Here is a 25,056-nt window from a genome sequence, read left to right on the forward strand (position 1 = left end):
TCAATTAGTGGAGGACTAAAAAGAGCATATTTATCTGCCACTCGGACTCCAATTCATACTGAATTATGCTGTATCTCTCATTTTTGGTGTTTCTGATAACGTACCAGACTTTGCTTTTGAGTAGCATTTAATACTTTTGTTCTGAAAAATTATTACATCGCTCTTTTCAAGATATTTCTTAAGTGATTGCTTACTTCATTCAAACTATGACAGTTTTTTTACTGGTACTAACTAGTCTAGACAAATGTACTTTTACTAATGACGATAAATTCAACACTTCGGCTGCGCTCAGTGTTGAAGCTGAGCGCAGCCGTTCGCGTAGCGTCCCGTAGGGAGGTAGCCGAAGCTTCAATCAAGCAAGGAATCGCGTTTAAGCGTTAATAAGAACGATGTGTTGCTTTTCTACAAAAGAGCTGGTATTATTTGTTACCTTATATAAGGTAATATAGTTTAGCTAAGGCTAAAAATTAAAACTGGTGTAGGTTGCCTCAATTTGGTATCAGTTAATAAAGCTTTTTTTATCCGATTAAAAATAAAAAGCCTTACATTTAATGATAGTAAGGCTGAATGAAATTAAATTTTCTTCAAATACAGGAGCAAAAATTATATTTGCTTAAGATATAACCTAGCTAAAGGTTACATTAACTAATTATGTGGAGTGATTGTTGTAGCTGCGGGTGTTTTAGCTACAGATTTTCTAGCAATATGTTTTTTAACTGCTGTCTTTGTAGCTGCGGATTTATTGCTAGTAAGTCTATGTCTGTGCTTACGAAAATGATGCTTCCGTTTGAGAGTTTTGGATTTAACTACTTTAGCCATTGTGGGAGTTGCAGAAGTAGTCTTGGCTTGAACGTTAGGCGCAAAAACGGCTATAGGGACAGTGAACATGATAGCCAAAAGTAAGGCTTTAGCGAATTTATTCATTTAAAACTCCTTATTAAGGAAGCAACTGCTTAACTATCTAATAGCCGTATGTCACTGGTTTGTAATTTGTGTGAATCTTACGTGTGTTTTTTTAATAATTTCTATTCTGAAATATTTGACTTTAGATAAATACCTTGCTAGACGATATTTGTTGCCATTAGATGCTCTGCCATTTCAAAATTAGATGTAACATTTTGGACATCATCTAAGCCTTCTAGGGTGTCAATTAACTTGAGGAGCGATCGCGCTTGATCTGGATCGGTGACTTCCACGTTATTACCGGAAATCCAGCGTAATTCGGCATCAGTTATCTCAAAGCCTTTGTCTTTTAATGTTTGACTAAGGGTTTCTAAATTTGCTATTTCGGTAAATATCTCAGCAGTCTCATCTTCAGTCATTTCATAAGACTCAGCACCACCCTCAAGGGATGCTTCTAAAAGCTGTTCTTCATCAACCACATTCTGGACTACACAAACGCCTTTTTGGTCAAACATCCAGCTAACGCAACCTGTTTCACCGAGATTACCACCGTTTTTACTAAAAGCTACACGTAAGTCAGCAGCAGTGCGATTGCGATTATCGGTGAGGGCTTCAATCAAAATTGCGACACCACCAGGGCCGTAACCTTCATAACGAATAGCTTCTAGGCTAGAGTTATCGCCGCCAGAAGTACCTGCACCTTTAGCGATCGCTCGTTCAATATTGTCATTTGGAATACCCGCAGCCTTGGCCTTATCAACTGCGGTGCGGAGTTGAAAATTAAGCGCTGGATCTGGGACACCGCCTCTCGCTGCCAAAATAATTGCCCGCGACAGCTGGGTAAAGGTTTTTCCCTTTTTTGCATCCACTACTGCCTTTTGGCGCTTAATATTTGCCCATTTACTATGTCCTGCCATAATCTGAAATTATCAAAATTCCCTTGGTGAAGTCAACAGTCAAATCGGTTAGGGCAAGAATCCCTACCTATATTTTCGCTCTTACTGAGCGGCTTTTCCCTTATCCTACAATTCCCAATCTTCAAAAACTTGACTAAAGATAATTGTGCAATGCTGACACAAGGTGTCAAAGTTGTGGTGGTGAAATTCCGAGAATTTATTAATCATTTTAATTTACGTCATGCCCAAGTTTTTTTCGTCATCCCGTCACGCCAAGCGAAAAAGAAAAAAAGTATTACGCTCCAATGGCGATGGACAGATTGATCAACATGGGATGTTTTTACCTTCGGGGAAGGGAGAATTTACAGGATTCACTTGGTTACCGTTCATGCAGAGCGCTGGTGGTGACTTGGTGAGTAGAAACTCACAGGATTCAGCCGGGGTGGATTTGAAAGATAATCAAGGAGCGATCGCAGCTTTACAATTCTGGCGCGATTTAATTAATAATGGTTCTGCTGTTTTATCAGGGCCAGAACGGGGTTATGAAACAGCCGACTTATTCGCTGGTAAAGTGGCGATGCAATTAAATGGCCCTTGGACTTTGGGGGAATTTCGCGCAACTGGTGTTGATTTTGATGTTTTTCCGATTCCCGTTGGGCAAAAACCTGCTACTAGTATTGGTGGTGAAAATGTCTTCTTTTTTAAAACCACACCGAAACGGGAACAAGCAGCATTTAAGTTTGCTGAATATGCTTTAAGCCAAGAATTTCAGACAGAATTAGCGCGGGGAACTGGCTATTTACCTGTCAATCTGAAGTCCCGACAAAGTGCAAAATATCAAGAATTTGTTCAGGAAATTCCCCAAGTCCAGGTATTCTTAGAGCAGGCAAAATATGGGCGATCGCGTCCTATCTTTCCAGGTTATAATCGCGTTTCAGTAACTTTAGGTGGAGCTATTGAATCTATGTTATTGAGTAAAAGGACGCCAGCAGACGCACTCAAATCAACCCAGCAGTGTTTAGATGTAATTTTTAAATGATTATTTTTGCATAATTAACGCTCGTAATTAAGTCATTACCGAATGGTACTAAGACCGCTAAGACGGAACCCGTAGGGTAGGCGTCAAGGTACAAAGAAAAAGAAAGCTAATTTTGGCATTTCATATTCTGATTCAGCAACGCCAAAAATCCTTAACTACAGATGAATCCAGGACGCACAGATGTTTTATCCTACCTGTTTATCTCATTCAAACGAGAATTGCTATAAAGTTATAATATAGGATACAAACACTTATTTATTCTTAGCGAACTCCTTCTTAACACACCACCGCAAATTTTAGCTTTTTGATAGCAAAAGTTCTTGTTAAAGTTATTACCTCTAAGTTTATTATTCAGTTACAAAATGTAAAGTGGAAAATAAAGCTAGCACCGACAAGATTTCCTTTAATCTGTACGAACGAGTAGTAAATAAGCATAAACATTCTAATTTGGCTAATGTCTATTTTTGAATTAATAAATATTGATATTAATTAAATAAAATCAAACCGCAATAATATATCTTTTGGAAGATGTTTTACAATTGAGAATTAATATTAATTAGTTTTGCAATTTAAATTTTTTGTTAAACATCTGTTATAAATATTAACCCTGGGAAAGCTTTTGATATGAAGATTTTAGTTGTAGAAGATGACGAGTTAAATGCCTATGTACTCACCGCCGTTCTAACTAACCAAAACTATGCAGTTGAAATAGCGGCTGATGGTGATACAGCTTGGGATTTAATCCAAACCTATACATATGATTTAATACTCCTGGATGTAATCCTGCCAAAGCTAGATGGCATAAGTCTTTGTCGAAAAATCAGGTCTAATGGTCTGCAAGTACCAATTCTTTTATTGACAGGGCGTGATAGTAGTCATGATAAAGCGATCGGGCTAGATGCAGGTGCAGATGATTATGTAGTTAAACCCTTTGAAGAAGAGGAATTAGTTGCGCGTGTTCGGGCGCTATTGCGTCGCCCAGGCGTAACCTCGCAACCTGTGCTGGAGTGGGCTGGTTTACGCTTAGACCCTAGTAGCTGTGAAGTTACCTACGCAGGCAATCTGCTATCACTTACCCCAAAAGAATATGCACTGTTGGAACTATTCTTACGAAATAGTCGCCGGGTGTTTAGCTGCGGCGTAATTTTGGAACATCTTTGGTCTTATGATGATACTCCCGGAGAAGAAGCCGTTCGCACTCATATTAAAGGGTTACGACAAAAACTAAAAGCTGTCGGAATTTCTAGTGATTTAATTGAAACAGTTTATGGTATTGGCTATCGCTTAAAACCATTAGAAGAGGAAGGGGAGCAGGGGAGCATACTTCTCTACGAGAGGCTGCGCCAACGACTGCGCTCAGCAACCGGGAGAGCAGAGGGGCAGGGGGGCAAGGAATTAAATGATCTAAAATCTACAGTCCCAAATCTTAAATTAGAGCAGCAGCAAACACTAGCAGCAGTTAGCGATATTTGGCAACGATTTAAAGGGCGGGTAGGGGATCAAGTCAGCGTTCTGGAGCAAGCCGTTGTAGCTTTAAATCAAAAGACTTTAAATCCCGAATTACGTTTGCAAGCAACCCAAGAGGCGCATACATTAGCGGGGTCTTTAGGTACTTTTGGCTTTGGGCTTGCTTCGAAATTGGCACGTAAAATCGAGCATCTGCTGAATTCTAATAAAACTTTGAGTCCATCTAATCTTGTCAATTTTGAAAGTTGGGTAAAGCTATTACGTCAGGAAATTGAAGGAGAAAGCAACGTTGCGGCAATATCTGCACAACCAACTGCTGAAGAATTGCCCAATGCCCCTTATGCAGAAGCCAAAATATTAATTGTGGACGATGATCCCAAAATCCAGGCATTGTTGCAAATATTACTCCAGCCTTGGGGATTTAAGGCGATCGCTCTTGAAGACCCGCGCCAGTTTTGGGAAACCTTAGAGACTGTAACGCCAGACCTGCTGATTCTAGATGTGGAATTGCCTTACACAAACGGTATAGAACTTTGCAAGTTAGTACGCAACAATTCACATTGGAGTGAGTTGCCTATCCTGTTTCTCACCGTTCATAGTGATGCCGAAATTGTCAATCAAGTGTTTAGCGTGGGTGCTGATGATTTTGTTAGCAAGCCCATCATAGGGCCAGAACTGGTAACCAGAATCCTTAATCGTTTAGAACGGATAAAATTGCGGCAACGGATAACGCAAACACGCGAGAGGTTGAGAGGAGAGCAGGGGGACAGTGGGCAAGGGGGCAGGGAGCAAGGGGGACAAGGAGGACAAGGGGGAATTATTGAAGAAGTTTTTCCCTCAGCGCTCTCATCTTCTAACTGCCGAACCATTTTGGATGCAGAAGCCGAAATTTGTCGGCTAAATCGGATGCTTGAGATTTATGGGATTGTAGCATTCCGCAATCAACGCGATCGCCAATTAGCTGAAACCGCACTTAAAGAGAGCAAAGCTAGCTACCAACAACTGGTAGAACTTTGCCCAGAGGTAATTTTTATTGCAAGTGATGGCAAGTTTGTCTTTTTAAACAGTACCGCAGTGGAACTATTGGGGGCAACTCACCCTAATCAATTATTAGGCAAAAAAGTACTTGACTTAGTTTATCCCAACTCGCAAGCAGCATTTAGCGATCGCCTTCAATATATTAGAGAAACCAATCAAGCAATTCCCTTAAATGAGCAACAGTTCCTGCGGCTAGATGGCACTGTGATTGATTTAGAAATTGTTGCAGCTCCTTTCAATTACCACGGGAACCCCGCAGTACAAGTTGTTGCCCGTGACATCACTAAACGTAAGCAAACAGAAGCAGCGTTGCACAGAGCCAATAGTCAACTAGAACTTAGAGTAGCAGAGCGCACCGCCGAGCTAATTACCGTTAATCAACAGTTACAGTTAGAACTTGATGAGCGTCAGCGCACACAAGAAGAACTACGGTTTTCTCAGGCTCGATTTGCCAGAATTTTAGATATTGCTGATGATGCGATTATTTCCATTGATGGATTGCAACGTATCACCTTATTTAACCAAGGCGCAGAGAAGATTTTTGGCTACTCTGCCCCAGAAGTTATTGGAAAAGGTCTTGACTTACTTTTACCGCTACGCTTCGCCGAGGCACATCGTCACCATGTCGTTGACTTTAGCAAATCTCCCAGCCCTGCCCGTAGAATGGGAGAACGTCAAGAAATATATGGTCGCCGTAAGGATGGTAGTGAATTTCCGGCAGAGGCTTCCATCTCTAAATTAGAGATTAATGAAGAAATTTTTTATACTGTAATCTTACGAGATATTACAGACCGCAAGCTAATCGAACGCATGAAAGATGAGTTTGTTTCTGTTGTTAGTCATGAACTCCGCACACCCTTAACTTCAATTCACGGTTCTCTAGGAATGCTAACAAGCGGTTTGCTACCGACAGACTCGGAGCAGGGAAAACGGCTGCTACAAATTGCCACCGATAGCACTGAGCGCCTAGTACGCTTAATCAACGACATTCTAGACATTGAGCGGATTGAGTCTGGTAAGGCGAAGATGCAACCTGAAATCTGCAATATTGCTGACTTAATCGCTCAAGCAGTCAATGTGATGCAGCCCCTTGCCGACAAAGCGGGAGTAACACTATCCATTTCCACCTTATCAATGCAATTATGTGTAGATCCAGATCGCATTGTTCAAACCCTGACTAATCTGCTAAGTAACGCGATTAAATTTTCGTCTGCTGGATCTACGGTTTGGCTGATGGCGCAACAACAAGCAGATCAAGTTCTATTCACAGTCCAAGATACTGGACGTGGCATCCCAACTGATAAACTTGAGAGTATCTTTGAGCGATTTCAACAGGTTGATTCATCAGATTCGCGCAACCATGATGGCACGGGTTTAGGTTTGGCAATTTGCAAGAGCATTGTGCAGCAGCACGGCGGACACATCTGGGTGGAAAGTCTCTTGGGCAAAGGTAGCAATTTTTACTTTACGCTGCCAATACTAGGACTCTAATTAGAACATACAGAATTTTTGACTAAAGGACGAGTCACAACCCAAGAATTTGAACACCGAGTGATGCAGCTACTTCAGCGAATTACTCAAAACCAACAAGAGGATCGTGCTAATGAAAACAAAGCGAATTCTAGTGGTTGATAACGAGCAGTACATTCAAGAAGTTACCAAGATTTGCTTGGAAACTGTCGCAGGCTGGGAAGTCCTGACAGCAAGTTCTGGTCAAGAGGGCATTAATAAAGCCGAGGCTTGGCAACCAGATGCGATTTTGTTAGATGTGATGATGCCAGATATGGATGGCATTGCAGCCTTTGAGCAGCTACAAACAAATTCAATTACGAAAACTATTCCAGTAATTTTGTTAACTGCGAAAGTACAGGCTTCTGACCGTCGCCGCTATGCCCAAATGGGCATGATTAGTGCGATCGCCAAACCTTTTAACCCGTTAGAGTTAGCTGGTCAGGTAGCTACGGCGCTAGGTTGGGATCTCGAATAATAGCAGCAAAAATCGGTAAAATGTCTATTTTTTTTGGACTTACGTAAAAATATTTTTCGTTGAGACTGGGTGTAGAGGAAAAATTCTGTGCATCTATTCTTGCTTTTGGTCTTATTACGGATTTTTGTAAAAAGTTTATTGAGTCCCCTGTTAGCCACACCATTATACCAACTTATTTGGTAAAAAGATATAATTGATACAGTTTCGGCAACAAATGTCAGCTTTGATGATTGGTAGACAAGCATTCTCAGCCCTGGGTAATATACCAACTAATTATGCCTAATAGTGAATCTTGACCCAACTAAAAATTACTGCTTAGACTTTAAATGAGTTCTGGACTGCCAAAAAGAGCAATAGTAGAAGCCAGCAGTGTTCCAAAAAACCTTGACTTGAGTACTATAAACTGTGAATGAATTTAGTTCTTATTCCTAATACCCAGTCCCCATTACCTCTTCGCCCCTAATCCCCAAAGGGGGCCCCACCTTCCCCAGTACCTAATTTTATGAGTCAGCCATATTTATCTTCAGATGATTTGCCTTCAAAGCGGATGATACAGATAAGTGAAATATTGCTCAGACAACTCGAAGAAGCAACTAAAAAAAGCTTTTATTTAACGTGCGATCGCATGACACGTATTTTGTTATCGAGTTGCCATTGGTATTTCAGAATTGAGAGTGGCATTCTAAGCTTAATCATGATTTGCCCTGATATGAAAAGTTATCGCAATATCATGAAAACTCTTCCCCAATTTACTCAAAAGTTAAAACAGTTTGCTAATAAAGCCAGAATCAGCATTAGTCCTCCAGTTGACAAAGGTACACCCTGGGTAATCAGCATAGATGAAAATTTGTCTGAAGGAGACTCACCGACAACCTGAGAAATAAACGGGAAATTACTCCTGTGAAATTTTCACACCAGCGTCAAAGGATTGGGCTAGAGTGTACCTGGAAATTCCACTCACAGCCGAATGGCACTAAGAAAAGGTGAAACGTCGTCAGGGCAGGGTGTTGGGGGTAGGGCGTTGGGTGTAGTGTTCCAGACAATTGAATGCGAATGCGTCAAAAAGTTCAACATCTTCTTAATTCCCTACACCCGAACCTGCAACCCCACACCCTCTCATCTAGTAATACCAAGGATTTACGCTTTTCTTAGTGCCATTCGGGGCTGAGGGGAAAGTCTGTCGGAGCTGCAAAGCGGTTCCAACCGACGAGTGAACCAGGATGGTGGGTAAGGGTCATGTGCAAATCTCGGACGTTGAGGAAAGTTCTAAAGTTAAATTACACTTATTCGATAGAATTGAAGTAGATTAAATATACCACTGCACAATCTAAACGCCATAATTTTGGGTAAGTTCTGAATTAAAAATTTTTCTCTTGCAATCTTTTTGCTGGCTATGAATAGGTAAGGATTCAGGTCTAATATTGAGGAAGTAAAGAAGGGCGAGATAGAGAATTACTAGAATCAGCAATTAGAGCTTGTGTAAAAAAATCAATGACAGACCTACCTTGACGGCGACAAGTCTGCACCACTGTCAGCAAATTAGCAGTATGTTGAAACCGCTCCATCGAACGGGAACCACCACTAACTTTACGTTTGGTGACAGCTAAACGCAGCGTTCGCGAAGCGTGTCCGAAGGACTCTCGTTCAGCCTGATTGTTATCAGGAGGCACTTCAGGGTTATCTAAGAAATACCACCATTGATGAGCTTTATCGCGCAAAGAACGTAAAAGCTGCCCGGCTTTTGCTCCGGCTAAGTTAATCCATTGATCAATAGAGGATTGCAACTTGAATTTGAATTCATTGACCCAATCGTTGTAAAGGCTGGAATTAAGAATTTTAAACCCGAAGAGCGTAATTTCTAAAAGCTTCATCAATTAAATTAACGAATGCTTTACCAATAACTTGGTTGTGAAGACCTGGAAGTTGAATTAATTTCTTGAAGTGACGGCGTAGATGTGCTAAACATTTCTGTTGAGCAACAGCTTGATAGCCGTTGTAAACGCTAAAATCATCGCTGCTGAGTACGCCTGTATATTTAGTGCCTAAAATTGTTTCTAACTCGGATCGTGAACGAGTATCAGCCGCAGTAAATAGGCAGAATTCAGAATTGGCAACTACCCACAGCCACTCTTTAACTCCCTTGACTGACCAAGGTGTTTCATCCACATGAATGTTAGGCTGCGTCTGTTTTAACCAACTACTTAACTCAGTGATGCTCGGTTCAATTGCCCCAGTTATTCGTTCATTGGTTGCAACTAACGTCCCCAGCCCAATATCGATTTGCCCCAGTTCCCACAACATTTCCTGCTGTTTTTCATAGGGCATATGTGCATAGTTATTTGCCCATCCTAAAAACGCCTGTAATTTCACCCCTAAATCTTGTCCTGGAATGATATCTTCTGGCCACTGGGCAGCTTGTACATTGCCACAACTCTCACACACGCAGGTTTGGCGTTGGTACTTAACTATTTCTATGGGATGTTCCACTAATTGCGCTACTGACTGTTTTTCTACTTTTAATGCAAGAGGAGCAAATGCTTTGTGACCACAACAGACACAGTTGCCAGGGCGTAAAATTTCATAACGAGCTACTCTGCCAAATCCCTTACGGGTTTTGCCTTGATGTCCTGGTTGCCCACCCGGTTTCTTCTTCGGCTGATTTGATTCCTCTTGTGGGGGTGCTTTTTTGTTTTCACTCTTCTTGTGGATGTCCCCTGATGGCGGTTTGGACGAATTAGAACTGCTCTATTTCTCTACTGACTTTTAAACGCTCTATTTCTTGCTGTAATTCACGTATTACCTTGCTCTGCTCAATGATCATGTTTACCAGTTCTTCTTTCGATAACTGGCCCAAACTTTCTCTCTCTACTTCTTGAGGCAGGTTTTGGTTCATATTTGTGATACTCCACCTCAACTGTCCCCTTTGTCAATACTCTGTTACCTGAATCCTTACATTCCAACGTATAATTACTCTATCTGTGAAAATTCAAAATACCAATGTCAATACCTGTTCTTGGATTAATAACTTTTATGGACGACCGCCACCAGACGCATTGATTCTAATTTTTTGGCTTTCTTGTTTAGTTTTAATTTCTTTGTAACGATTTATAGCGCAATTTAACAGTGATTATAACTGCTTGTAACTAATCCCTAAAATTTGTTTTGTCCGTTGTGGATACTTTTAGATATAATCAAAAACCACAACTAATGTTGGAAAATAGTAGATACTCAATTAAACGTTTTACCATTTTTCTTTTCCTAAGCTAATATTTTGGACAAGTCTCTTGTTTCTTCTTTAATCAAAGATGTTTTTAACTTCTGAATCAGATTATAAAGGCATAGAGCTAATCTCTAATGTGTAAGCTGATGATTTTTTAACTAAAGACTTGTGGGGTAGGACTATAGATAAATTTTGTCCATACTGCTGCCACTCCAGTTTACCTCCAACACCTAGCATCGTAATATTTGCTTTTTTCGGCAAAATTATTCCTGGAATAGTAACCTTCCCAAGCGTTGGCTCATCAAGCAATATCGCATATAATTTTCCTTTATTAGTGGTGTAACGCAGTCGAATACGTTCTGGAGTTAAATCTTCTGCTCGTATCCAATAGCGTGAGCCAAAGATTGCTTTACCATTCACATCTAGCCATTTACCCAAGCCTTCTAATCTTTCAAGCTGTACTTCGGATATTGAACCATCAGCCTTTGGGCCAATGTTCAGCAATAAATTCCCATTTTTACTAACAATATCTACAAATAAGTCAACTAGTTCATCTACCGAAATCATGTTCAAATCAGTATCATTTTGGTTATAGCCGAATGAATAACCTAAACCCCTTGTACTTTCCCATTTAAGAGGTTCTATTTGTGTGAGTTGGCTGTACTCAGGTGTGGAAAAGTCAAAGTGCAACCCTAACTGACCACCTAAATCAAAACGGTCATTCACCACACCATCGGGTACACGATTGTAAAAGTAGGCCATAATTTCATTTGCTTGCCCAATAGGGTAGCCAAGATCATTCCATAATATAGATGGCTGATAGCGGTCAATCAATTCGCGCCAATGAGCATTCGCATAATCTGCATAGGCTTTTTCCTGAATAATTGCTTCCACTAGCGTATTGAAGTCTGTGATTGTTGTATCTTTGAAAGACCAATCAAGACCACCAGAGTAATACACACCCATACGCATACCTTCTTGGCGAACAGCTTGTGTTAGTTCGCCTACAATATCGCGTGTTGCCACTCGCCCTGGCTGGTTTATAGTTTTACTAGGCCACAACAAAAAGCCATCATGATGCTTCGTTGTTAGTACAACGTATCGCGCACCCACTTTAGAAAATAATTTTGCCCATTTTGAGGGGTTCCAATTTGTTATGGCTGCATTGAATCTAGGAATAAAGTCATCATAGGTGAAGCCTTCACCATAGGTTGTACGATGGTAGTTATAGGTAGGGCTGCCCTCAAGTTTCATGGAGTTGTAATACCATTCCGAGTAAGGGTTGTTCTCAAACCAATACTCCCAACCACGCTCTGCAACAACCTTGTTCAATTCCCCAGTTAGTGGTGCATAGGCAGGTACAGAATATACCCCCCAATGGATGAAAATTCCGAGTTTCGCATCCTTGAACCAGTCTGGAACTTCATGCTTCGATAGTGATTCAGTTGTTGGCTCATAAGTTCTTTGTGCAAGAGCAACAGAAGTGAACAAGTTCAAAAATACAGTTAACGATAATGTAGCAAACAGCGCACGTACTAAAAACTTAATCATTACAAGGTTCCTTATTGACAAAGTTCTCAAACTTTAGAACGAAAATATACTTAGCAATATTAGTTGCTATTTGTATCAAGAAACACCGCATATTAAGTTTAAGCCTATCAAATAGTAAAACTAAAGCTATTTATTTCCTGAGTAATCTCTACTGATATTCAACTTAAACGCTTATGTATAGCTCATTTTTGCATTTTTGCCCGAATTTTTGTAGGCTCTTATTTTGGCAAAAGCATTGTTCAGGATACTGTATTTTCAACCATAGCCGCACCCAATTGATTTTAATTATGCAAAAAATTAAGTAGGTAGGCACCGAAATTTTCTACTATGTAACAAAATCTTAAGTTGATAATCTAGAGCTAAATTTTACACGATGTGTGTTGTGATTGTTTTTTTTTCCTCTAGCTTGAACACCATTGATGACGGCGTAAGCGAGATCTAGCTCATCATCAAATGCTTGCCCGGATAACTCATCTTTCTTGAGATGTTGCCATTCCAATTCAATTGGATTCATTTCTGAGCAATATTTCGGGAGAAAAAAGATGTACAAACCCTGACTTTCCCATTTTTTCCACAATTGTTGAACTTCTTGGCAGCGATGTATTGGCCCGTTATCTTGCACAATCACGCTGATACGTCCAGTTTCTTGGGCTTGTTTGGCTTCTTTCTCCATCATTTCTATATAAGATTTACGGTCAACACCACCGATAACTAAACCGTAAACAAAACTGATTAAAGGTTGGAGAAGCCCGATAATACTTAATCTGCGACCACGGCGTTTAGTCTGTTCTAACCGTTTTTGCTCACCTCTAAAGTAATATGTATAACTAGGTTCGCTCCACATACAGAACCCTGACTCGTCTAGGTATTTCAGGTCTATTTCACCAGTGGCAGCAGCTAATTCCAACATGTCTAGGTCTGCTTGCTTGTTTGCTCGTGCTACTGGGTCTTGTTTTCCTTTATGGCTTTTCCTTGTCCGTTTCCAATCGACCCCCTTTTTTTGAGTACCCGTCTTAATCTGTCGGCACTCATCTCAACGTTGCGTTCTGTTTTCAACTTCAAAGCTAACTGAGAACTATTGTATGTGCGTGGCTCGTTTCTGAGGCATTCTTCTAAAAATATCATGTCATCCTCAAGCCACTTTGGTTTCCCCCCTCGCCCAGGAGATTCCCAAAGCCCTTCTGTGCCCAGTTTTTGCCATTGATGCAAAACTTTTGTGACTGTTTTTTTGTGACAATCAAAGTGATCTGCTATCTTCTCTACATACCAACCATGTGCATTTAGCCTGATTATTTCCGCCCTGTCTTTGACTTTCTGTGGTACATCCTGTTTTCTCAGATTTAGTAAAGTTTGGTCTTGCTCAGGAGTCAGAAATACCCTTAAACGCGCACCCATACACCAACTACCTTGTAGATGCATTATCAGTCTTTACATATCTTAACATAGCTGACTTTTTTGGCACCTACCTACTTATGGGCTTCATTGAGTTTGTTGGCTGATTCTTCTAATAAGCGTTGTTCATGAGTATTTCTTGATAACAACAGTTGGCGCTCAATACCTGTTGAGCCAATGATACATGGAAGTCCAAGAACAACTTCACTGCCAACTCCATAGTTAGAATCTGCTCTGGCCGATACTGGAAATATCTGCTTTTCATCTCGCAGGATGGTATCAACTAACTGACAAATTACTGTTGATATACCATAGCTTGTATTTCCTTTGCGTTCAAAAATGTTATGGCCTCGTTTACGAGCTAACTGTGCGTACTCTTGCTGAATTTGTTCTAGCGTTGCTCCTTGTGGTATAGGAAATTCTGTTAACAGAATTCCCCCAATAAATGCACTAGACCAAACGACAAATTGACTGTCTCCATGCTCTCCAATCACATAAGCATGAATGTCTTGTTTTGCAACATTCAGTCGCTTTCCAAGCTGATATCTCAGTCTAGCAGTATCAAGAACAGTTCCGGAACCGAAAATTAGGTTTTCTGCTCTGGTGGAAGTAGCGATCGCAATCCGCGTGAGTACATCCACTGGATTGCTAATGATAATTACGATTGAATTCGGTGCAACTCGATCCAATTCTTTGATTGTCGAACGTATAATCTCTGCATTGTCGCTCAATGTATCTAATCGGGTCTGTCCAAGTTTCGGCTGCACCCCAGCAGTCACAATAATGATATCTGAATCAGCTAAATCTTCATACTGATTTGATGGTATGATCTCCATCTCTTTAAGTAGGGGAATGCTGTCTTCGATATCCCATACTTGCCCTTCAGCTTTTGATAAGGTTCGGTCAAAAAGGACAACCCTTACACATCTACCGAGTAGAACTAAAGCATTTGCAACGTCTGCACCTACATTACCTGCACCAATAATACCGACTTTAGATGTTTTACTCATGATGCTATATCTACTTTTTTCAAGAGTGAAATGTCGTTTGTTTGCTAATTCCTTGGGTCTGCAATTGCTGCCTCCTTACAACTTGGAAAACAATATATTTAATCCTTCGGTCATCGTGGGATGAGTCAAAATACCATCGCGTAGAACGGTGTACGGCATCTGAGCTTGCATCACCATCTGCACCGTTGAAATCACTTCACCTGCTTCATGACACAACAGGGAACACCCTAGAATACGACCTGTATCTGCATCCACGATCGCCTTGAGAAGCCCATCAGTTTTACCGAGTGTTTTCGCTCTAGGAACAGCTGACGCATCCACCTTCGCCACGCGGATAGCATATCCTTGTTGCTGTGCTTCAGTTTCAGTCAAACCCACATGAGCCAATTCTGGATCGATGAACAGACACGATGGAACCAATCGATCCCGTGTACTACGGTTGCCCCCATCAATTAAATTAGCTTTGATAATGCGATAATCATCGAGCGATATATGAGTGTATTGTGGGCCGCCGTTGATGTCGCCTAACGCCCAAATCCCCGGAATATTCGTCTCTAAGCGATCGTTAACTTGAATAAATCCGCGTGTATCAGTTACCACATCAGCAGCAGCTAAATTTAAGCTATCGGTATTGGGCGCACGACCAACGGCGACGAGCAAATGCGACCCCTGGAGGGTGATTTCACGATCGCCAACTTGGATTTGAAGAATGGTTTCATTACCAGTGCGATTAACCCTCAACACCTTCGCCTTCAACAAGAATTCAATACCATCTCGTTCCAGCAATGTTTGGACTGCGATCGCTATATCTGGATCTTGCTGTGACAGGATTTGCTCACTTTGCCCAATGACAGTAACACCAGAGCCAAAGCGCCGGAACATCTGGGCAAACTCTAAACCAATATAGCCACTACCGAGAACGATCAGGTGTTCAGGCAGGTATTCTAGCTCCATAATCGACTCACTCGTTAAAAACTCAACTTCTGTGAGTCCGGGAATGGATGGAATTAACGGTCGTGTGCCTGTATTAATAAATAAGCGTTCGGCGGTAAGTAAGCGATTGTTCCCCTCAGTTGTCGTTACTGCGATCGTTTTGGGAGCAGCAAAGCGGGCTGTACCAATGATCAGTTCGTGACCCAAAGCAGTTTCTAAATTGTGCAAGTTCATTTCACGCATCCCTTGCACAACCGATCGTTTTCGTTGGATCACCTCTGCTAAATTAACGCTGGGTGTATTAGCTTTAACACCATAAACGGCACTGTTTCGCACTGTATTTGCCACATTGGCACTCGCCACCATAGTTTTAGTAGGAATGCAGGCAATATTAATGCACCCGCCACCAATCATGTTTAAGCTGCGTTCAACCAGAGCGGTTTTACGTCCGTCAGCGACTAACGCTGGTGCAAGTGTTTTACCCGCCTTGCCACCGCCGATAATAATGTCGTCATAGTGTTGAGTGTCTACTTCCATATCCTTTGGGTTTGATCGGGTGAATACGATTTCTAGAAGGTGTTATAAATTTCAGAAAAAACTGGCTGACTAAGAGGGTTTTAGCGATAACGTATTTGCCTTAGCTGGATTTCCCAAAAGTGCTAACACCCGCAAGAAGATTCAACTTTTTCTACAAGCTTGCTTCATCAAAATACGGTTATTTTTATACACCTCTAAAGTTCCAGACTGCGGGTTATCTAACGTGCCATCCCACACCCAATATTCATAAATTCCACTCCGAAACTTATACACTCGAACACCTTCTGTCGCTTGGCTAGTTCCTTTGCCCAAACTTAAATTACCGTTGGGACTGGTCGCGCGATAGAGTAGTTCACCGTTCGTATAATTCTGCCAAATATTGATGTTGTACCGACCCTGGCATTTTGTACTCAGGATGATGCCAGCAGTAGAATCAGCAGAAGCTCTTAAGGAAAAATTAGCTAAGATACTAATTGGCAGAGCAAGAAGTAACGCAGATGTTTTCATGAGTGTTGTAAAATTAATGAGTTTGACATTACTTGATTGCTGCTAGAACTTCATCTGTAGAAAGGACTGCATTGGCGATATACCCAAAGTTGATCAGTGCTGCCTTATAGCCATCACCCAGTTGCGGATGTCGAGGAGCAGCTGTTGCATCCTTGACGACAACGACTTGGAATCCCTGTTCGAGCAATTCGCGTAGGTGAGCTTCAACACAAAGATTTGCCAACATTCCAAGTAGAATAACTTTGCTGATCTTGCGTTTACGCAGTTGCAAAACGAGGTCGTTAGTTTGCGGCCCATAGACTTTGTGGGGACTGGCCACAATCGTCTTACCATCCTCAATGAAGGGCTTGTAGCGATCAAGCCAGTCAGCACCCGATCCCAAGAATCCATCAAGGCTTAACGCGCCACGGCGATCAAACTCCTTAACCTCAAGCATCATTTGCTCTAGGTTGCCGGCAAATTTCCAATTATGATCGGTGGGGTAGTAATAGTGAGGGGAGATAAAAACCTCGAATTCATTCTGCTTTGCGGCTTTGAAGATTCGCTCGATGTTCTCGACTGTATTGTTATCCTTAACACTCTCACCCACCAAATCCCAGGAAACCCCTTTTTCGCTCAAGACATCGTTTTGCGGATCGATGACGACTACTGCGGTGTCATTCTTGTTGATGTTCATGCTTTTTTCCTTGCTTATTGATTTTCACCGTTCTCTTTCTTAAAAACCATCTGCGATATGCAGCATTTTTCCAGTGATTCAGAATCAGAATATTTTGGTTGCTAGAGCGATCAAGGTGGGCAAATTATCGGTCAGTAGCCCTATTTCAGACTTTGACACCACTGCCTAAATGCTGTTTCAAAAACGCCAATGTGCGATCACGTGCTAATTCTGCGGCTTCTTGGCGATAAGCGGAACTACCCACGCGATTAAACCCATGACTCACTCCTTCATAGCGATAGATTGTTACCAGGGGGTTGTCTTTCATTCCTTGCTGAATGGACGCTTGAGCAGTTGGTGACACAAACTCGTCATTTTCACCCAGATGCAATATCAGAGGTTTCTGAATTTTTGTCGCCTCTGCTAAATTCTTGTCAATGTCGACACCGTAGTAACTAACATTGGCATCTGCATCAGTACGTGTTGCCATGAAATATGCCAGTTTGCCGCCCAAACAAAAGCCCACGCTGCCGACCTTGCCTGTGCTGCTGGGATACTGCCGCAGAAAAGACAGGCTTGCTTTTAGGTCTTCTACGCCGCTATTTACATCAAATGCTTGGAGTAACTCAAAACCTTTAGTCAACTGATCCTTATCGTCAGCATCAAGTTGCACACCGGGTTCCAGCCGCCAATACAAATCTGGTACAAGCACCAAATAGCCGGACTTAGCATAATCATCGGCAATTTGACGCATATTAGTATTGACCCCAAGAATTTCTTGAATCAGCACAATCCCTGCATCAGGCTGAGTACTGGGTGTTGCTAGATAGGCGCTAAAACTGCCCCCAGACAAGGCTGGAATGGTTACATTTTGAGTTGTCATGGTGTCCTTTTTAACGATTTGCTATTTAGACTTTGACCAAATTAAACAATGTTGCTGAATGGAATGGCATTAAGAAAAGCCCAAAGATTTATGGAGGCTGGGGGCGTATTCTGAATGGCTGCTGCCTCTCGTCAAAAAAGTGGAGGCGGAGCCTCAGAGAATGCTTTCCCAGCCTGGAGGCTTGTTCCAGTTGCGGCAAAGGCTGTATCTTAACTTAGTGCAATTCGCTCCTGAAAGTAGTCGCGCCAGCTTTCGGGTAAGGCTTCAAGTTGAGCAGCTTGCTGAAGTAACTCTGGATTGTTCTGCTCACGAGTATAAAGCTGAGTGATATTAGCAACAGTAATATTGTTGCTATCCCGGCTCACCAACTCTAAAGTGTCTCCGGCTCCGACTTCGCCCTCTTGCAAAACACGAAAGTAAAATCCGGTTCTACGACTTGCAAGAAATTGTTTAATGATATCAGGTCGTCCAAACCGAATCCCCAGTTTGTAACAGGGTAAGCGAGGTTGTGTGACCATCAGTTTTACAGTGCCGATATAAAAGCGATCGCCAATGTTCACTTCCTCTTCTCTGAGTCCAGTGGTGGTAAAATTTTCACCAAAGATGCCTAGCGGTAGCTCTGTGTCAGGCAATTCACCTCGCCAGTAATCGTAATGCTCGAAGGGATAGACATAAACTGCTTTGTCTGCTCCTCCATGAACGGTGAGATCGGCTTGTTTATCACCATCTAAATTGAGCGATCGCACCATGACGCGATCGCTAACTGGTTCTTTAAAAATTCCAGTGCTAACTGTTTTCCCTTTCCAGGCCACTTCATGCGGCAGTCCGACGTTTACAGAGATGAGTTTCATAAGAAATTTAAATTAGGTCAATAGTCAAGTATTTAAATTGAATCAAAAAATAAGTTAATTAAAGAAGTACTTGATGGATTAAAGGTGCAATGATAGCGATGTTCTTCACCAACTCATCGGAGAGAGAAAAGCGCTGTTTTAAGTAATTGGGATCGTTGTAACTCACCCACACCTTGCCGTCAGTCGCTTCCCATGCCAGCACTTTTAGAGGTAAATCCAGAGCGATCGTTGGTTCTGCAACCATGAGGGGAGTTCCGGCTTTCGGGTTGCCAAACAGCAATAATTGTGTCGGAGATAGGCTAAGTCCGACTTTTTCGGCTTCAGCCTGTTGATCGATGCGGGCAAAAATGGTGATACCTTTTGCTTGAAGGATGGCTGCAAAGCGATCAATGGTTGCGGGCACTGAATACTGGCTGGACTGGTTGATAATGCCGTTGTTTGCATTCATAGCAGTGGACTCCTTGCAGGATAAAAATTAGGTAATATTGTCGTTGCTTCGGCTTCTCAAAGATTGAGGTCGGAAAAAGTAGTTAGATGCCCCCGTCACAATTGCGATTTTTCCGTCTAGTTTTTTCATGATGATTTCTTCGGATCGGGCAGGGTGAACTCCACAGTTTCGCTAGTGATTACTTTGTGCATAGGGTCAGCTAGTTCAATCAGTACTTTGTGCGCGCCAGGTTCCAGTCCGACCAGGATGATCGTTTCCCCACTGGCATCGACAAAGTGCCACGGTGCATCGTCAACGGTGATGTGGATATGACCGATGCGCGGAGATACTTTGAGGGCACCTTTGCCAAACACTGGCAACACACGCAAATTCTCCGTCCGGTACTGGATAAAGACGCGACCCTGGGCTAGTGGTTCGGGAAGCGGTGGATCGACAATCAGCTTGGGTGGTGCTTCGTTTTCAATCGCAATCAACGGTGACGGGCCAATAATGTCCCTAGCGCTCGGTGTGCGGCTGTTCATAGCAGGTAAGTACCTGAGAGTAGTTTTTATAACGATCCATTTGAAGGTGAAGCGGCGCAGAGTCATCGCTCCAGAGAAGCCATTAACGTTTCTTTGATGCGAGTTCCCAGACCGCAGTTGCGAATGCTTTAGGATCTTCCTGGGGCAAGTTGCTTTACTCTTTTCCCCTACGCTAATACCATTTCACGAAAAATCTGATACAAATGCAAACCCTGAAAGCTTTGCTGCATCTGAGTTTTTTAATTGCGTACAGCCCTTTGAGCATGAAAACAGCGTAGCGGGGCATAGTCCATTGTGAATTGGTATAACTTTTTTCCTTTCCCGAAAAAGATTGATCGCATCCTATTGCAGATATTTCTTCAATTGGGCAGCAGCTTGAACAAACAGAGAACGGGTTTCGGGCAACTCTGCTAAACCATTCAGTAGTCCGAAGTCATGAATCATACCGTTGTACTGCACAGTTGTTACCTCGACCCCAGCTTCATCAAGCTTACGTCCATAGGCTGTGCCCTCGTCATGCAAGATATCGCTCTCTGCAACCACAATTAACGCCGGAGGCAAGCCTTTGAGTTGCTCAACCGTCGCCTGTAGGGGAGAAGCATAGATGTCTTTGCGCTTTTCTGGGTCAGCAATGTACATATCATACATCCACTTCATCGTTGGTATAGTCAGAAAACGCCGATCGCCAAATTCGTGATAAGAATTCGTTTCAAAATCCGCATCTACAATGGGCCACATCAGGATTTGCAGCTTGATGTGTGGCCCTCCTTTTTCTTTCGCCTTCAAAGCAGTGACAGTTGTCATGTTACCGCCGACGCTGTTGCCAACGACTGCCAAATTCTTGCCATCCACCCCAATCTCCTCACCATGCTCGGCAACCCATTTGGTTGCAGCATAAATCTCATTGATTGCCTGTGGGTATTGAGCATCTGGCGTACGAGTGTAGTTGACAAAAACACCTGCAAACCCTGAAAGCACAACCAGATCGCGAACCATGCGCTTGTGTGTTGGGTAATCACCCAGCACCCAACCACCACCATGAATAAAGATGAAAACAGGCAATGTGCCTTTGACCCCTAATGGTCGTACAATATCAAGGGTAATTGAATAACCCTCAGCAGTAATCGTCTTTTGGGACTCTTCAATGCCTGAAAGGTCTACTGGAACAGAAGCCTGTGCATCTACAAGGACTTGACGTGCTTCGAGTGGAGTGAGTTTCTCCAGCGCCACACCCCCTGAATTTAGCACTTTCAAAAATTCCTTCGTTCCTTTGGAAAGACGTGGATCGTCGGCAACTTCCAGAATTTTTGCTGCTTGCGAGTTTGCTTGAGCAACCATGACATTCTCCTTTAATAACTTGTAAACAATCTGTTGAGATGGCGCTGTTAAGTTAATTGATTTAACACTGTTGCTTGATAAGTAGTAATTGTAGTAATGACAATCACTTTATATTGACATCGTTTAAGAGCCAAAACTATTTGTTATTACTGGTTAGCTTGGTGTTCTCTACAAGGTGAGTGGTCAGAAACCGTTGAATATGGTCTGCGATCGCATCCCCATCTTCTTCCAGAGCAAAGTGTCCCGTATCAAACAAATGAAACTCCAGGTTTTTTAAGTCGCGTTTGTAGGCATAAGCTCCCTCGACTAAAAAGCCCTGGTCATTTTTGCCCCATACAATTAGCGTTGGTGGTTGATATTGGCGCAAGTAAGCTTGCCATTGTGGATATAACCGCACATTGGACTGGTAGTCGTATTTTAATGCCAATTGAATATCTATATTGCCAGGGCGATCAAGGAGTGCCTGATCCAGAGTCCAGGTATCGGGACTGATGTTTTCTAGATTCCTAGCTCCAGTGATGTAATACCATTTTGCGCCCTTGCTTGCCAGAGCCTGTCGTACGCGATCGCTATTTTCGGGTGTCTTATTCTGCCAAAAAGCGCGCATGGGCTTCCAGAAATCACCAAGTCCTTCCTCGTAGGCATTGCCATTTTGCACAATCAGCGTCTCAATCTGCTCTGGATTCTGTACTGCCAATCGATAGCCAATCGGAGCGCCATAATCCATTAAATAAAGGCTATAGCGTTTCAATCCGATCGCATCGACAAAGCCTGCCATCACTTCGGCAAGGCGATCAAAGGTGTAATCAAAGTCATCCACCGTTGGCATGGAACTATAGCCAAAACCAGGATAATCAGGTGCAATCAGATGGAATTGATCTGCCAATGCCGGGATTAGATTGCGGAACATATGGGACGAGGTGGGAAAGCCGTGCAGTAGCAGAATCGTCGGATGATCGCGAGAACCAGCTTCACGATAAAAGATATCTAAACCATTGATCGATACTGTGCGATAAGTGGTCATGCGTTTACTCTTTTGAATTCAAACCGTTCAATAGAATCAGAAATAGTTGATCTTGTTTATTAAAGTTTCTTGTCACTCTTTAGGAAGAGACCAGAATTTGATAGTTTTGTCGGCACTGCTGCTGGCTATTATGTTTCCGTGCGGACTGAAAACTACTGACCGCACGCCTCGCTCATGCCCGATCAAATTCTCCAAGAGTTTGCCTTCAGGCAACCCCCATAACTTGATAGTGCTATCATTGCTACCACTAGCTAATCTCTTGCCATCGGGACTGAAAGCCACTGACCACACAACTCCATCATGTCCAATTAGGGAGTGCAACAATTTACCAGTGGGCATTTGCCAGAGTTTGACTGTCCTATCAGCACTGCCACTCGCTAAAGTGCGTCCATCAGGGCTAAAAGTCACTGAGCGCACGGCTTGTGAATGAGCATTCAAGGTTTTTACAACAGCATCATCCGTGAGCCGCCAAATTTTGACTGTACCACCCTCATTGCCACTAGCTAAGGTCTGCCCATCCGGACTAAAAGCAACAGTTCTTACCCATTTTCCATCCGATAACTGATGAACTTGTACGCCAGTCTGCACGTTCCAGATGCGGATGGTTGTGTCAGCACTACCACTGGCTAACCATTTTCCGTTGGGGCTGATGGCAACAGCTTCTACATCATCTGTATGTCCATCTAGGGTACGAAGCAGTTGTCCCGTCTCTAAATTCCAGAGTTTAATCCGGTTATCCCAACTGCCACTAGCGAGCAGCTTGCTATCTGGACTGATGGCAAGGCTTACCACTGCATCGCCGTGTCCTTTTAAAGTATAGAGTAAGGTGTTACTAGGCAGATCCCAAATTTTAACTTTTTTATCGTAACTGCCACTGGCGAGGAAGCGTCCATCAGGGCTGATTGCGATCGCGTAAACCCAAGTTGAATTTCCTTGGACAGAACGTAAGGGTTGAATGGTTGCAACAGAGATAGTAGCAACACTAGCGTTTCCGAAGGAAGACAATAGGCTAGCACAACTGCTACTACCAAGCAAGATCGTTAGGGTGCTGATTGCTAATGCTGCTGAAGATTTCCAGGTAATTTGTTTCGATCTCATAACAGGACATTCCTTGTGCGAGTGGGAGAATAATCTGGCTTGCACCCACTGCGTAACGGTGTCGGAGACTAGCGGTACTATAGAGTAATTTTTTCTGGAATTTGAGATGAGAACACTTTTCCTTTCGCTTTTTGTTGTTTATTCCGATGTTCAATCCAGCATCGCATCAGAAATAAAAGGGTTGTCGTGACAATCCCTACTAGCCCAATCGGGGTTAAATAGCTCCAATGCTCTAACATTTTGTCCCAAACGTGCCAAGTGAGCAGGAACATAGCTAAGTAAGCCAGGGTATGTAATCGCTTCCAATTTTTTTTCAGCCTTTTGACACTCCAGTCATTAGAGGTAATTGCCAATAGGGTAAAAATTATGAAGGTAGATACACCTTGGATATAAATCCAATAGGTATTGGGATCTAAAAAATCAAGGTCTCTCTTTTTCACTAAGAGGAAACCGTGAAGCAAAGCCAAGCAGAAAGCCAGAATACCGATAAGTCGTCGATATTTTAACAGCCATTTAGGAAGGTTCGCTTGTTTAGTTTGAGGAAAAATGATTCTGAGATTCGTGGGCATTAAGGTGAGAATATAAGCTCCTAAAGCTAGAAATCCCAGGCTGTTTTCTAACGGTGCTGTATCGATTGCTGCCATGACCAATCCTCCTTAATTTTTCAATAAAAGCCCTTACAAAGGTAGGTATTTTTTATTTGGTCATTTTTTGACAATTCCAGCCGATCTTTACTACATCAATCGTCTCTGTTCATACTCTTTTTTTGGCGAAGGTATTGTTATTCCAAGGTTTATACCTGAGCATGAGCCATACTGGGATAATCCATCATTTCCACCGATCAGGTGAGAACGGATTGCAGTCGTGATGTGAGAAATTGATCGATATAGTTTGCGATCGCATCCCCATCTTCTTCCAGGGCAAAATGTCCGGTATCGAATAGATGGAACTCAACGTCTTTCAAGTCACGCTGGTAGGGATAAGCACCGTCAGCAGGAAAGATGTAGTCGTTCTTGCCCCAAACAATCAGGGTAGGAGGTTGATACTGGCGGAAATACTCCTGCCATTGGGGATAGAGCGGTGGATTGCTGCCATAGCTATAAAACAGCGCCAGTTGAATCTCTTCGTTTCCGGGACGGTCGAGGAAATGTTGATCCACCGTCCAGGTATCGGGACTAATTGCTTCTAAATTATGAACACCATTGGTATATTGCCACTTCGTTGCTTCTAGAGTGAAAAGGTATTTGAGCTTTTGGGCATTTTCAGGTGATCGCTCTTGCCAGTATGCCTTAATCGGCTCCCAGAATTCGCGTAGACCTTCCTCGTAAGCATTGCCATTTTGAACAATCAGAGATTGCACGCGCTCTGGATATTTAGCAGCAATCCGATAGCCAATCGGTGCACCATAATCCATCACATAAAGGCTGTACTTTTTGAGCTCGATCGCAGCAATAAATTTTTCCACAATCTCAGCCAAGCGATCAAACGTGTATTCAAATTCATTTACAGTTGGCATCGAACTGTTGCCGTAGCCAGGGTAGTCAGGAGCAATGAGATGGAATTTATCAGCGAGGGCAGGTATGAGATTGCGGAACATATGAGAGGAAGTTGGAAAGCCGTGCAATAACAGAATCGTCGGATTATTACGAGAACCAGCTTCACGGTAGAAGATATCTAAACCATCGATTGAAACTGTGCGATATGTCGTCATGGGATTACTCCTTGTAAGTGATAAAAGTGACATGATGGCGTTTTACG

The 25,056-nt window shown here is 42.6% G+C and carries 21 protein-coding genes and 2 pseudogenes; 5 read left to right on the plus strand and 18 right to left on the minus strand.

All coding sequences use genetic code 11. The features are described 5' to 3' along the window. Positions 1-645: 645 nt before the first annotated feature. Together WKK05_RS03325 and WKK05_RS03330 are read right to left on the minus strand one after the other, a co-directional pair. Positions 646-924, minus strand: coding sequence for a hypothetical protein (locus WKK05_RS03325; protein ID WP_341528390.1), 279 nt, complete (start codon positions 922-924; stop codon positions 646-648). A gap of 137 nt (positions 925-1,061) precedes the next feature. Further along, positions 1,062-1,820 (minus strand): YebC/PmpR family DNA-binding transcriptional regulator, encoded by a 759-nt coding sequence (locus tag WKK05_RS03330; protein WP_341528391.1) that lies wholly within the window; start codon positions 1,818-1,820, stop codon positions 1,062-1,064. A gap of 265 nt (positions 1,821-2,085) precedes the next feature. Between WKK05_RS03330 and WKK05_RS03335 the strand changes: the two are divergent. From WKK05_RS03335 to WKK05_RS03355, 5 genes and pseudogenes are all read left to right on the plus strand, one after another. Further along, positions 2,086-2,838 (plus strand): annotated as a pseudogene (locus WKK05_RS03335) (extracellular solute-binding protein); the annotation flags it as partial. Between the two features lie 624 nt (positions 2,839-3,462). Then, complete coding sequence (locus WKK05_RS03340) at positions 3,463-6,834, plus strand: response regulator (RefSeq protein ID WP_341528392.1); 3,372 nt, start codon at positions 3,463-3,465, stop codon at positions 6,832-6,834. Positions 6,835-6,852: 18 nt separating this feature from the next. Further along, positions 6,853-6,975 carry a hypothetical protein gene (locus WKK05_RS03345; RefSeq protein ID WP_341528393.1) on the plus strand — a complete coding sequence of 41 codons (123 nt, stop codon included), beginning with the start codon at positions 6,853-6,855 and terminating at the stop codon, positions 6,973-6,975. Then, on the plus strand, positions 6,947-7,330 hold the full coding sequence (locus tag WKK05_RS03350) for a response regulator (protein ID WP_341528394.1): 384 nt from the start codon (positions 6,947-6,949) through the stop codon (positions 7,328-7,330). Before WKK05_RS03345 ends, WKK05_RS03350 begins: the two co-directional genes overlap by 29 nt. 502 nt (positions 7,331-7,832) lie before the next feature. Beyond that, positions 7,833-8,207 (plus strand): hypothetical protein, encoded by a 375-nt coding sequence (locus tag WKK05_RS03355; protein ID WP_341528395.1) that lies wholly within the window; start codon positions 7,833-7,835, stop codon positions 8,205-8,207. A 538-nt stretch (positions 8,208-8,745) separates the two neighbouring features. On the opposite strand, the pseudogene WKK05_RS03360 reads toward WKK05_RS03355, so the two are convergent. From WKK05_RS03360 to WKK05_RS03435, 16 genes and pseudogenes are all read right to left on the minus strand, one after another. Further along, positions 8,746-10,223 (minus strand): annotated as a pseudogene (locus tag WKK05_RS03360) (IS66 family transposase). A 435-nt stretch (positions 10,224-10,658) separates the two neighbouring features. Beyond that, a complete protein-coding gene (locus WKK05_RS03365; RefSeq protein WP_341528396.1) occupies positions 10,659-12,101 on the minus strand; it encodes an alpha-L-fucosidase in 1,443 nt (480 codons plus the stop codon). A gap of 340 nt (positions 12,102-12,441) precedes the next feature. Beyond that, a protein-coding gene (locus WKK05_RS03370) for an IS630 family transposase (RefSeq protein WP_341525019.1) occupies positions 12,442-13,496 on the minus strand; the annotation gives its coding sequence in 2 pieces (ribosomal slippage) (positions 12,442-13,101 and positions 13,104-13,496; 1,053 coding nt in all). 71 nt (positions 13,497-13,567) lie between these two features. Further along, complete coding sequence (locus WKK05_RS03375; protein ID WP_341528397.1) at positions 13,568-14,503, minus strand: L-lactate dehydrogenase; 936 nt, start codon at positions 14,501-14,503, stop codon at positions 13,568-13,570. A gap of 75 nt (positions 14,504-14,578) precedes the next feature. Beyond that, a complete protein-coding gene (locus tag WKK05_RS03380; RefSeq protein ID WP_341528398.1) occupies positions 14,579-15,973 on the minus strand; it encodes a mercuric reductase in 1,395 nt (464 codons plus the stop codon). A gap of 141 nt (positions 15,974-16,114) precedes the next feature. Further along, positions 16,115-16,480, minus strand: a complete 366-nt coding sequence (locus WKK05_RS03385) for a hypothetical protein (RefSeq protein ID WP_341528399.1) — start codon at positions 16,478-16,480, stop codon at positions 16,115-16,117. Positions 16,481-16,508: 28 nt separating this feature from the next. Beyond that, positions 16,509-17,156, minus strand: a complete 648-nt coding sequence (locus WKK05_RS03390) for a cysteine hydrolase (RefSeq protein ID WP_341528400.1) — start codon at positions 17,154-17,156, stop codon at positions 16,509-16,511. Between the two features lie 145 nt (positions 17,157-17,301). Beyond that, positions 17,302-18,018: a dienelactone hydrolase family protein gene (locus WKK05_RS03395; protein ID WP_341528401.1), complete on the minus strand. Its 717-nt coding sequence runs from the start codon at positions 18,016-18,018 to the stop codon at positions 17,302-17,304. Positions 18,019-18,227: 209 nt separating this feature from the next. Continuing rightward, complete coding sequence (locus WKK05_RS03400) at positions 18,228-18,869, minus strand: MOSC domain-containing protein (RefSeq protein WP_341528402.1); 642 nt, start codon at positions 18,867-18,869, stop codon at positions 18,228-18,230. A gap of 58 nt (positions 18,870-18,927) precedes the next feature. Then, on the minus strand, positions 18,928-19,272 hold the full coding sequence (locus WKK05_RS03405) for a DUF302 domain-containing protein (RefSeq protein WP_341528403.1): 345 nt from the start codon (positions 19,270-19,272) through the stop codon (positions 18,928-18,930). Between the two features lie 170 nt (positions 19,273-19,442). Beyond that, complete coding sequence (locus WKK05_RS03410) at positions 19,443-19,904, minus strand: DUF6130 family protein (RefSeq protein ID WP_341528404.1); 462 nt, start codon at positions 19,902-19,904, stop codon at positions 19,443-19,445. 276 nt (positions 19,905-20,180) lie between these two features. Then, positions 20,181-21,176, minus strand: coding sequence for an alpha/beta hydrolase (locus WKK05_RS03415; RefSeq protein WP_341528405.1), 996 nt, complete (start codon positions 21,174-21,176; stop codon positions 20,181-20,183). 136 nt (positions 21,177-21,312) lie between these two features. Next, positions 21,313-22,200 (minus strand): alpha/beta hydrolase, encoded by an 888-nt coding sequence (locus tag WKK05_RS03420; protein ID WP_341528406.1) that lies wholly within the window; start codon positions 22,198-22,200, stop codon positions 21,313-21,315. A 72-nt stretch (positions 22,201-22,272) separates the two neighbouring features. Next, positions 22,273-23,298: a WD40 repeat domain-containing protein gene (locus tag WKK05_RS03425; RefSeq protein ID WP_341528407.1), complete on the minus strand. Its 1,026-nt coding sequence runs from the start codon at positions 23,296-23,298 to the stop codon at positions 22,273-22,275. Positions 23,299-23,375: 77 nt separating this feature from the next. Continuing rightward, positions 23,376-23,942, minus strand: a complete 567-nt coding sequence (locus tag WKK05_RS03430) for a ferric reductase-like transmembrane domain-containing protein (protein ID WP_341528408.1) — start codon at positions 23,940-23,942, stop codon at positions 23,376-23,378. Between the two features lie 197 nt (positions 23,943-24,139). Further along, positions 24,140-25,009 (minus strand): alpha/beta hydrolase, encoded by an 870-nt coding sequence (locus WKK05_RS03435; RefSeq protein ID WP_341528409.1) that lies wholly within the window; start codon positions 25,007-25,009, stop codon positions 24,140-24,142. Positions 25,010-25,056: the final 47 nt, after the last annotated feature.

The organism is Nostoc sp. UHCC 0302 (assembly GCF_038096175.1).
Classification (GTDB): domain Bacteria; phylum Cyanobacteriota; class Cyanobacteriia; order Cyanobacteriales; family Nostocaceae; genus UHCC-0302.

Coding starts and splice junctions, on each gene's coding strand:
- WKK05_RS03395 (WP_341528401.1), bottom strand. CDS start 18,018: ATGACAACTCAAAATGTAACCATTCCAGCCTTGTCTGGGGGCAGTTTT.
- WKK05_RS03340 (WP_341528392.1), top strand. CDS start 3,463: ATGAAGATTTTAGTTGTAGAAGATGACGAGTTAAATGCCTATGTACTC.
- WKK05_RS03375 (WP_341528397.1), bottom strand. CDS start 14,503: ATGAGTAAAACATCTAAAGTCGGTATTATTGGTGCAGGTAATGTAGGT.
- WKK05_RS03420 (WP_341528406.1), bottom strand. CDS start 22,200: ATGACCACTTATCGCACAGTATCGATCAATGGTTTAGATATCTTTTAT.
- WKK05_RS03425 (WP_341528407.1), bottom strand. CDS start 23,298: ATGAGATCGAAACAAATTACCTGGAAATCTTCAGCAGCATTAGCAATC.
- WKK05_RS03350 (WP_341528394.1), top strand. CDS start 6,947: ATGAAAACAAAGCGAATTCTAGTGGTTGATAACGAGCAGTACATTCAA.
- WKK05_RS03410 (WP_341528404.1), bottom strand. CDS start 19,904: ATGACTCTGCGCCGCTTCACCTTCAAATGGATCGTTATAAAAACTACT.
- WKK05_RS03400 (WP_341528402.1), bottom strand. CDS start 18,869: ATGAAACTCATCTCTGTAAACGTCGGACTGCCGCATGAAGTGGCCTGG.
- WKK05_RS03355 (WP_341528395.1), top strand. CDS start 7,833: ATGAGTCAGCCATATTTATCTTCAGATGATTTGCCTTCAAAGCGGATG.
- WKK05_RS03390 (WP_341528400.1), bottom strand. CDS start 17,156: ATGAACATCAACAAGAATGACACCGCAGTAGTCGTCATCGATCCGCAA.
- WKK05_RS03435 (WP_341528409.1), bottom strand. CDS start 25,009: ATGACGACATATCGCACAGTTTCAATCGATGGTTTAGATATCTTCTAC.
- WKK05_RS03330 (WP_341528391.1), bottom strand. CDS start 1,820: ATGGCAGGACATAGTAAATGGGCAAATATTAAGCGCCAAAAGGCAGTA.
- WKK05_RS03385 (WP_341528399.1), bottom strand. CDS start 16,480: ATGAAAACATCTGCGTTACTTCTTGCTCTGCCAATTAGTATCTTAGCT.
- WKK05_RS03380 (WP_341528398.1), bottom strand. CDS start 15,973: ATGGAAGTAGACACTCAACACTATGACGACATTATTATCGGCGGTGGC.
- WKK05_RS03365 (WP_341528396.1), bottom strand. CDS start 12,101: ATGATTAAGTTTTTAGTACGTGCGCTGTTTGCTACATTATCGTTAACT.
- WKK05_RS03415 (WP_341528405.1), bottom strand. CDS start 21,176: ATGGTTGCTCAAGCAAACTCGCAAGCAGCAAAAATTCTGGAAGTTGCC.
- WKK05_RS03325 (WP_341528390.1), bottom strand. CDS start 924: ATGAATAAATTCGCTAAAGCCTTACTTTTGGCTATCATGTTCACTGTC.
- WKK05_RS03430 (WP_341528408.1), bottom strand. CDS start 23,942: ATGGCAGCAATCGATACAGCACCGTTAGAAAACAGCCTGGGATTTCTA.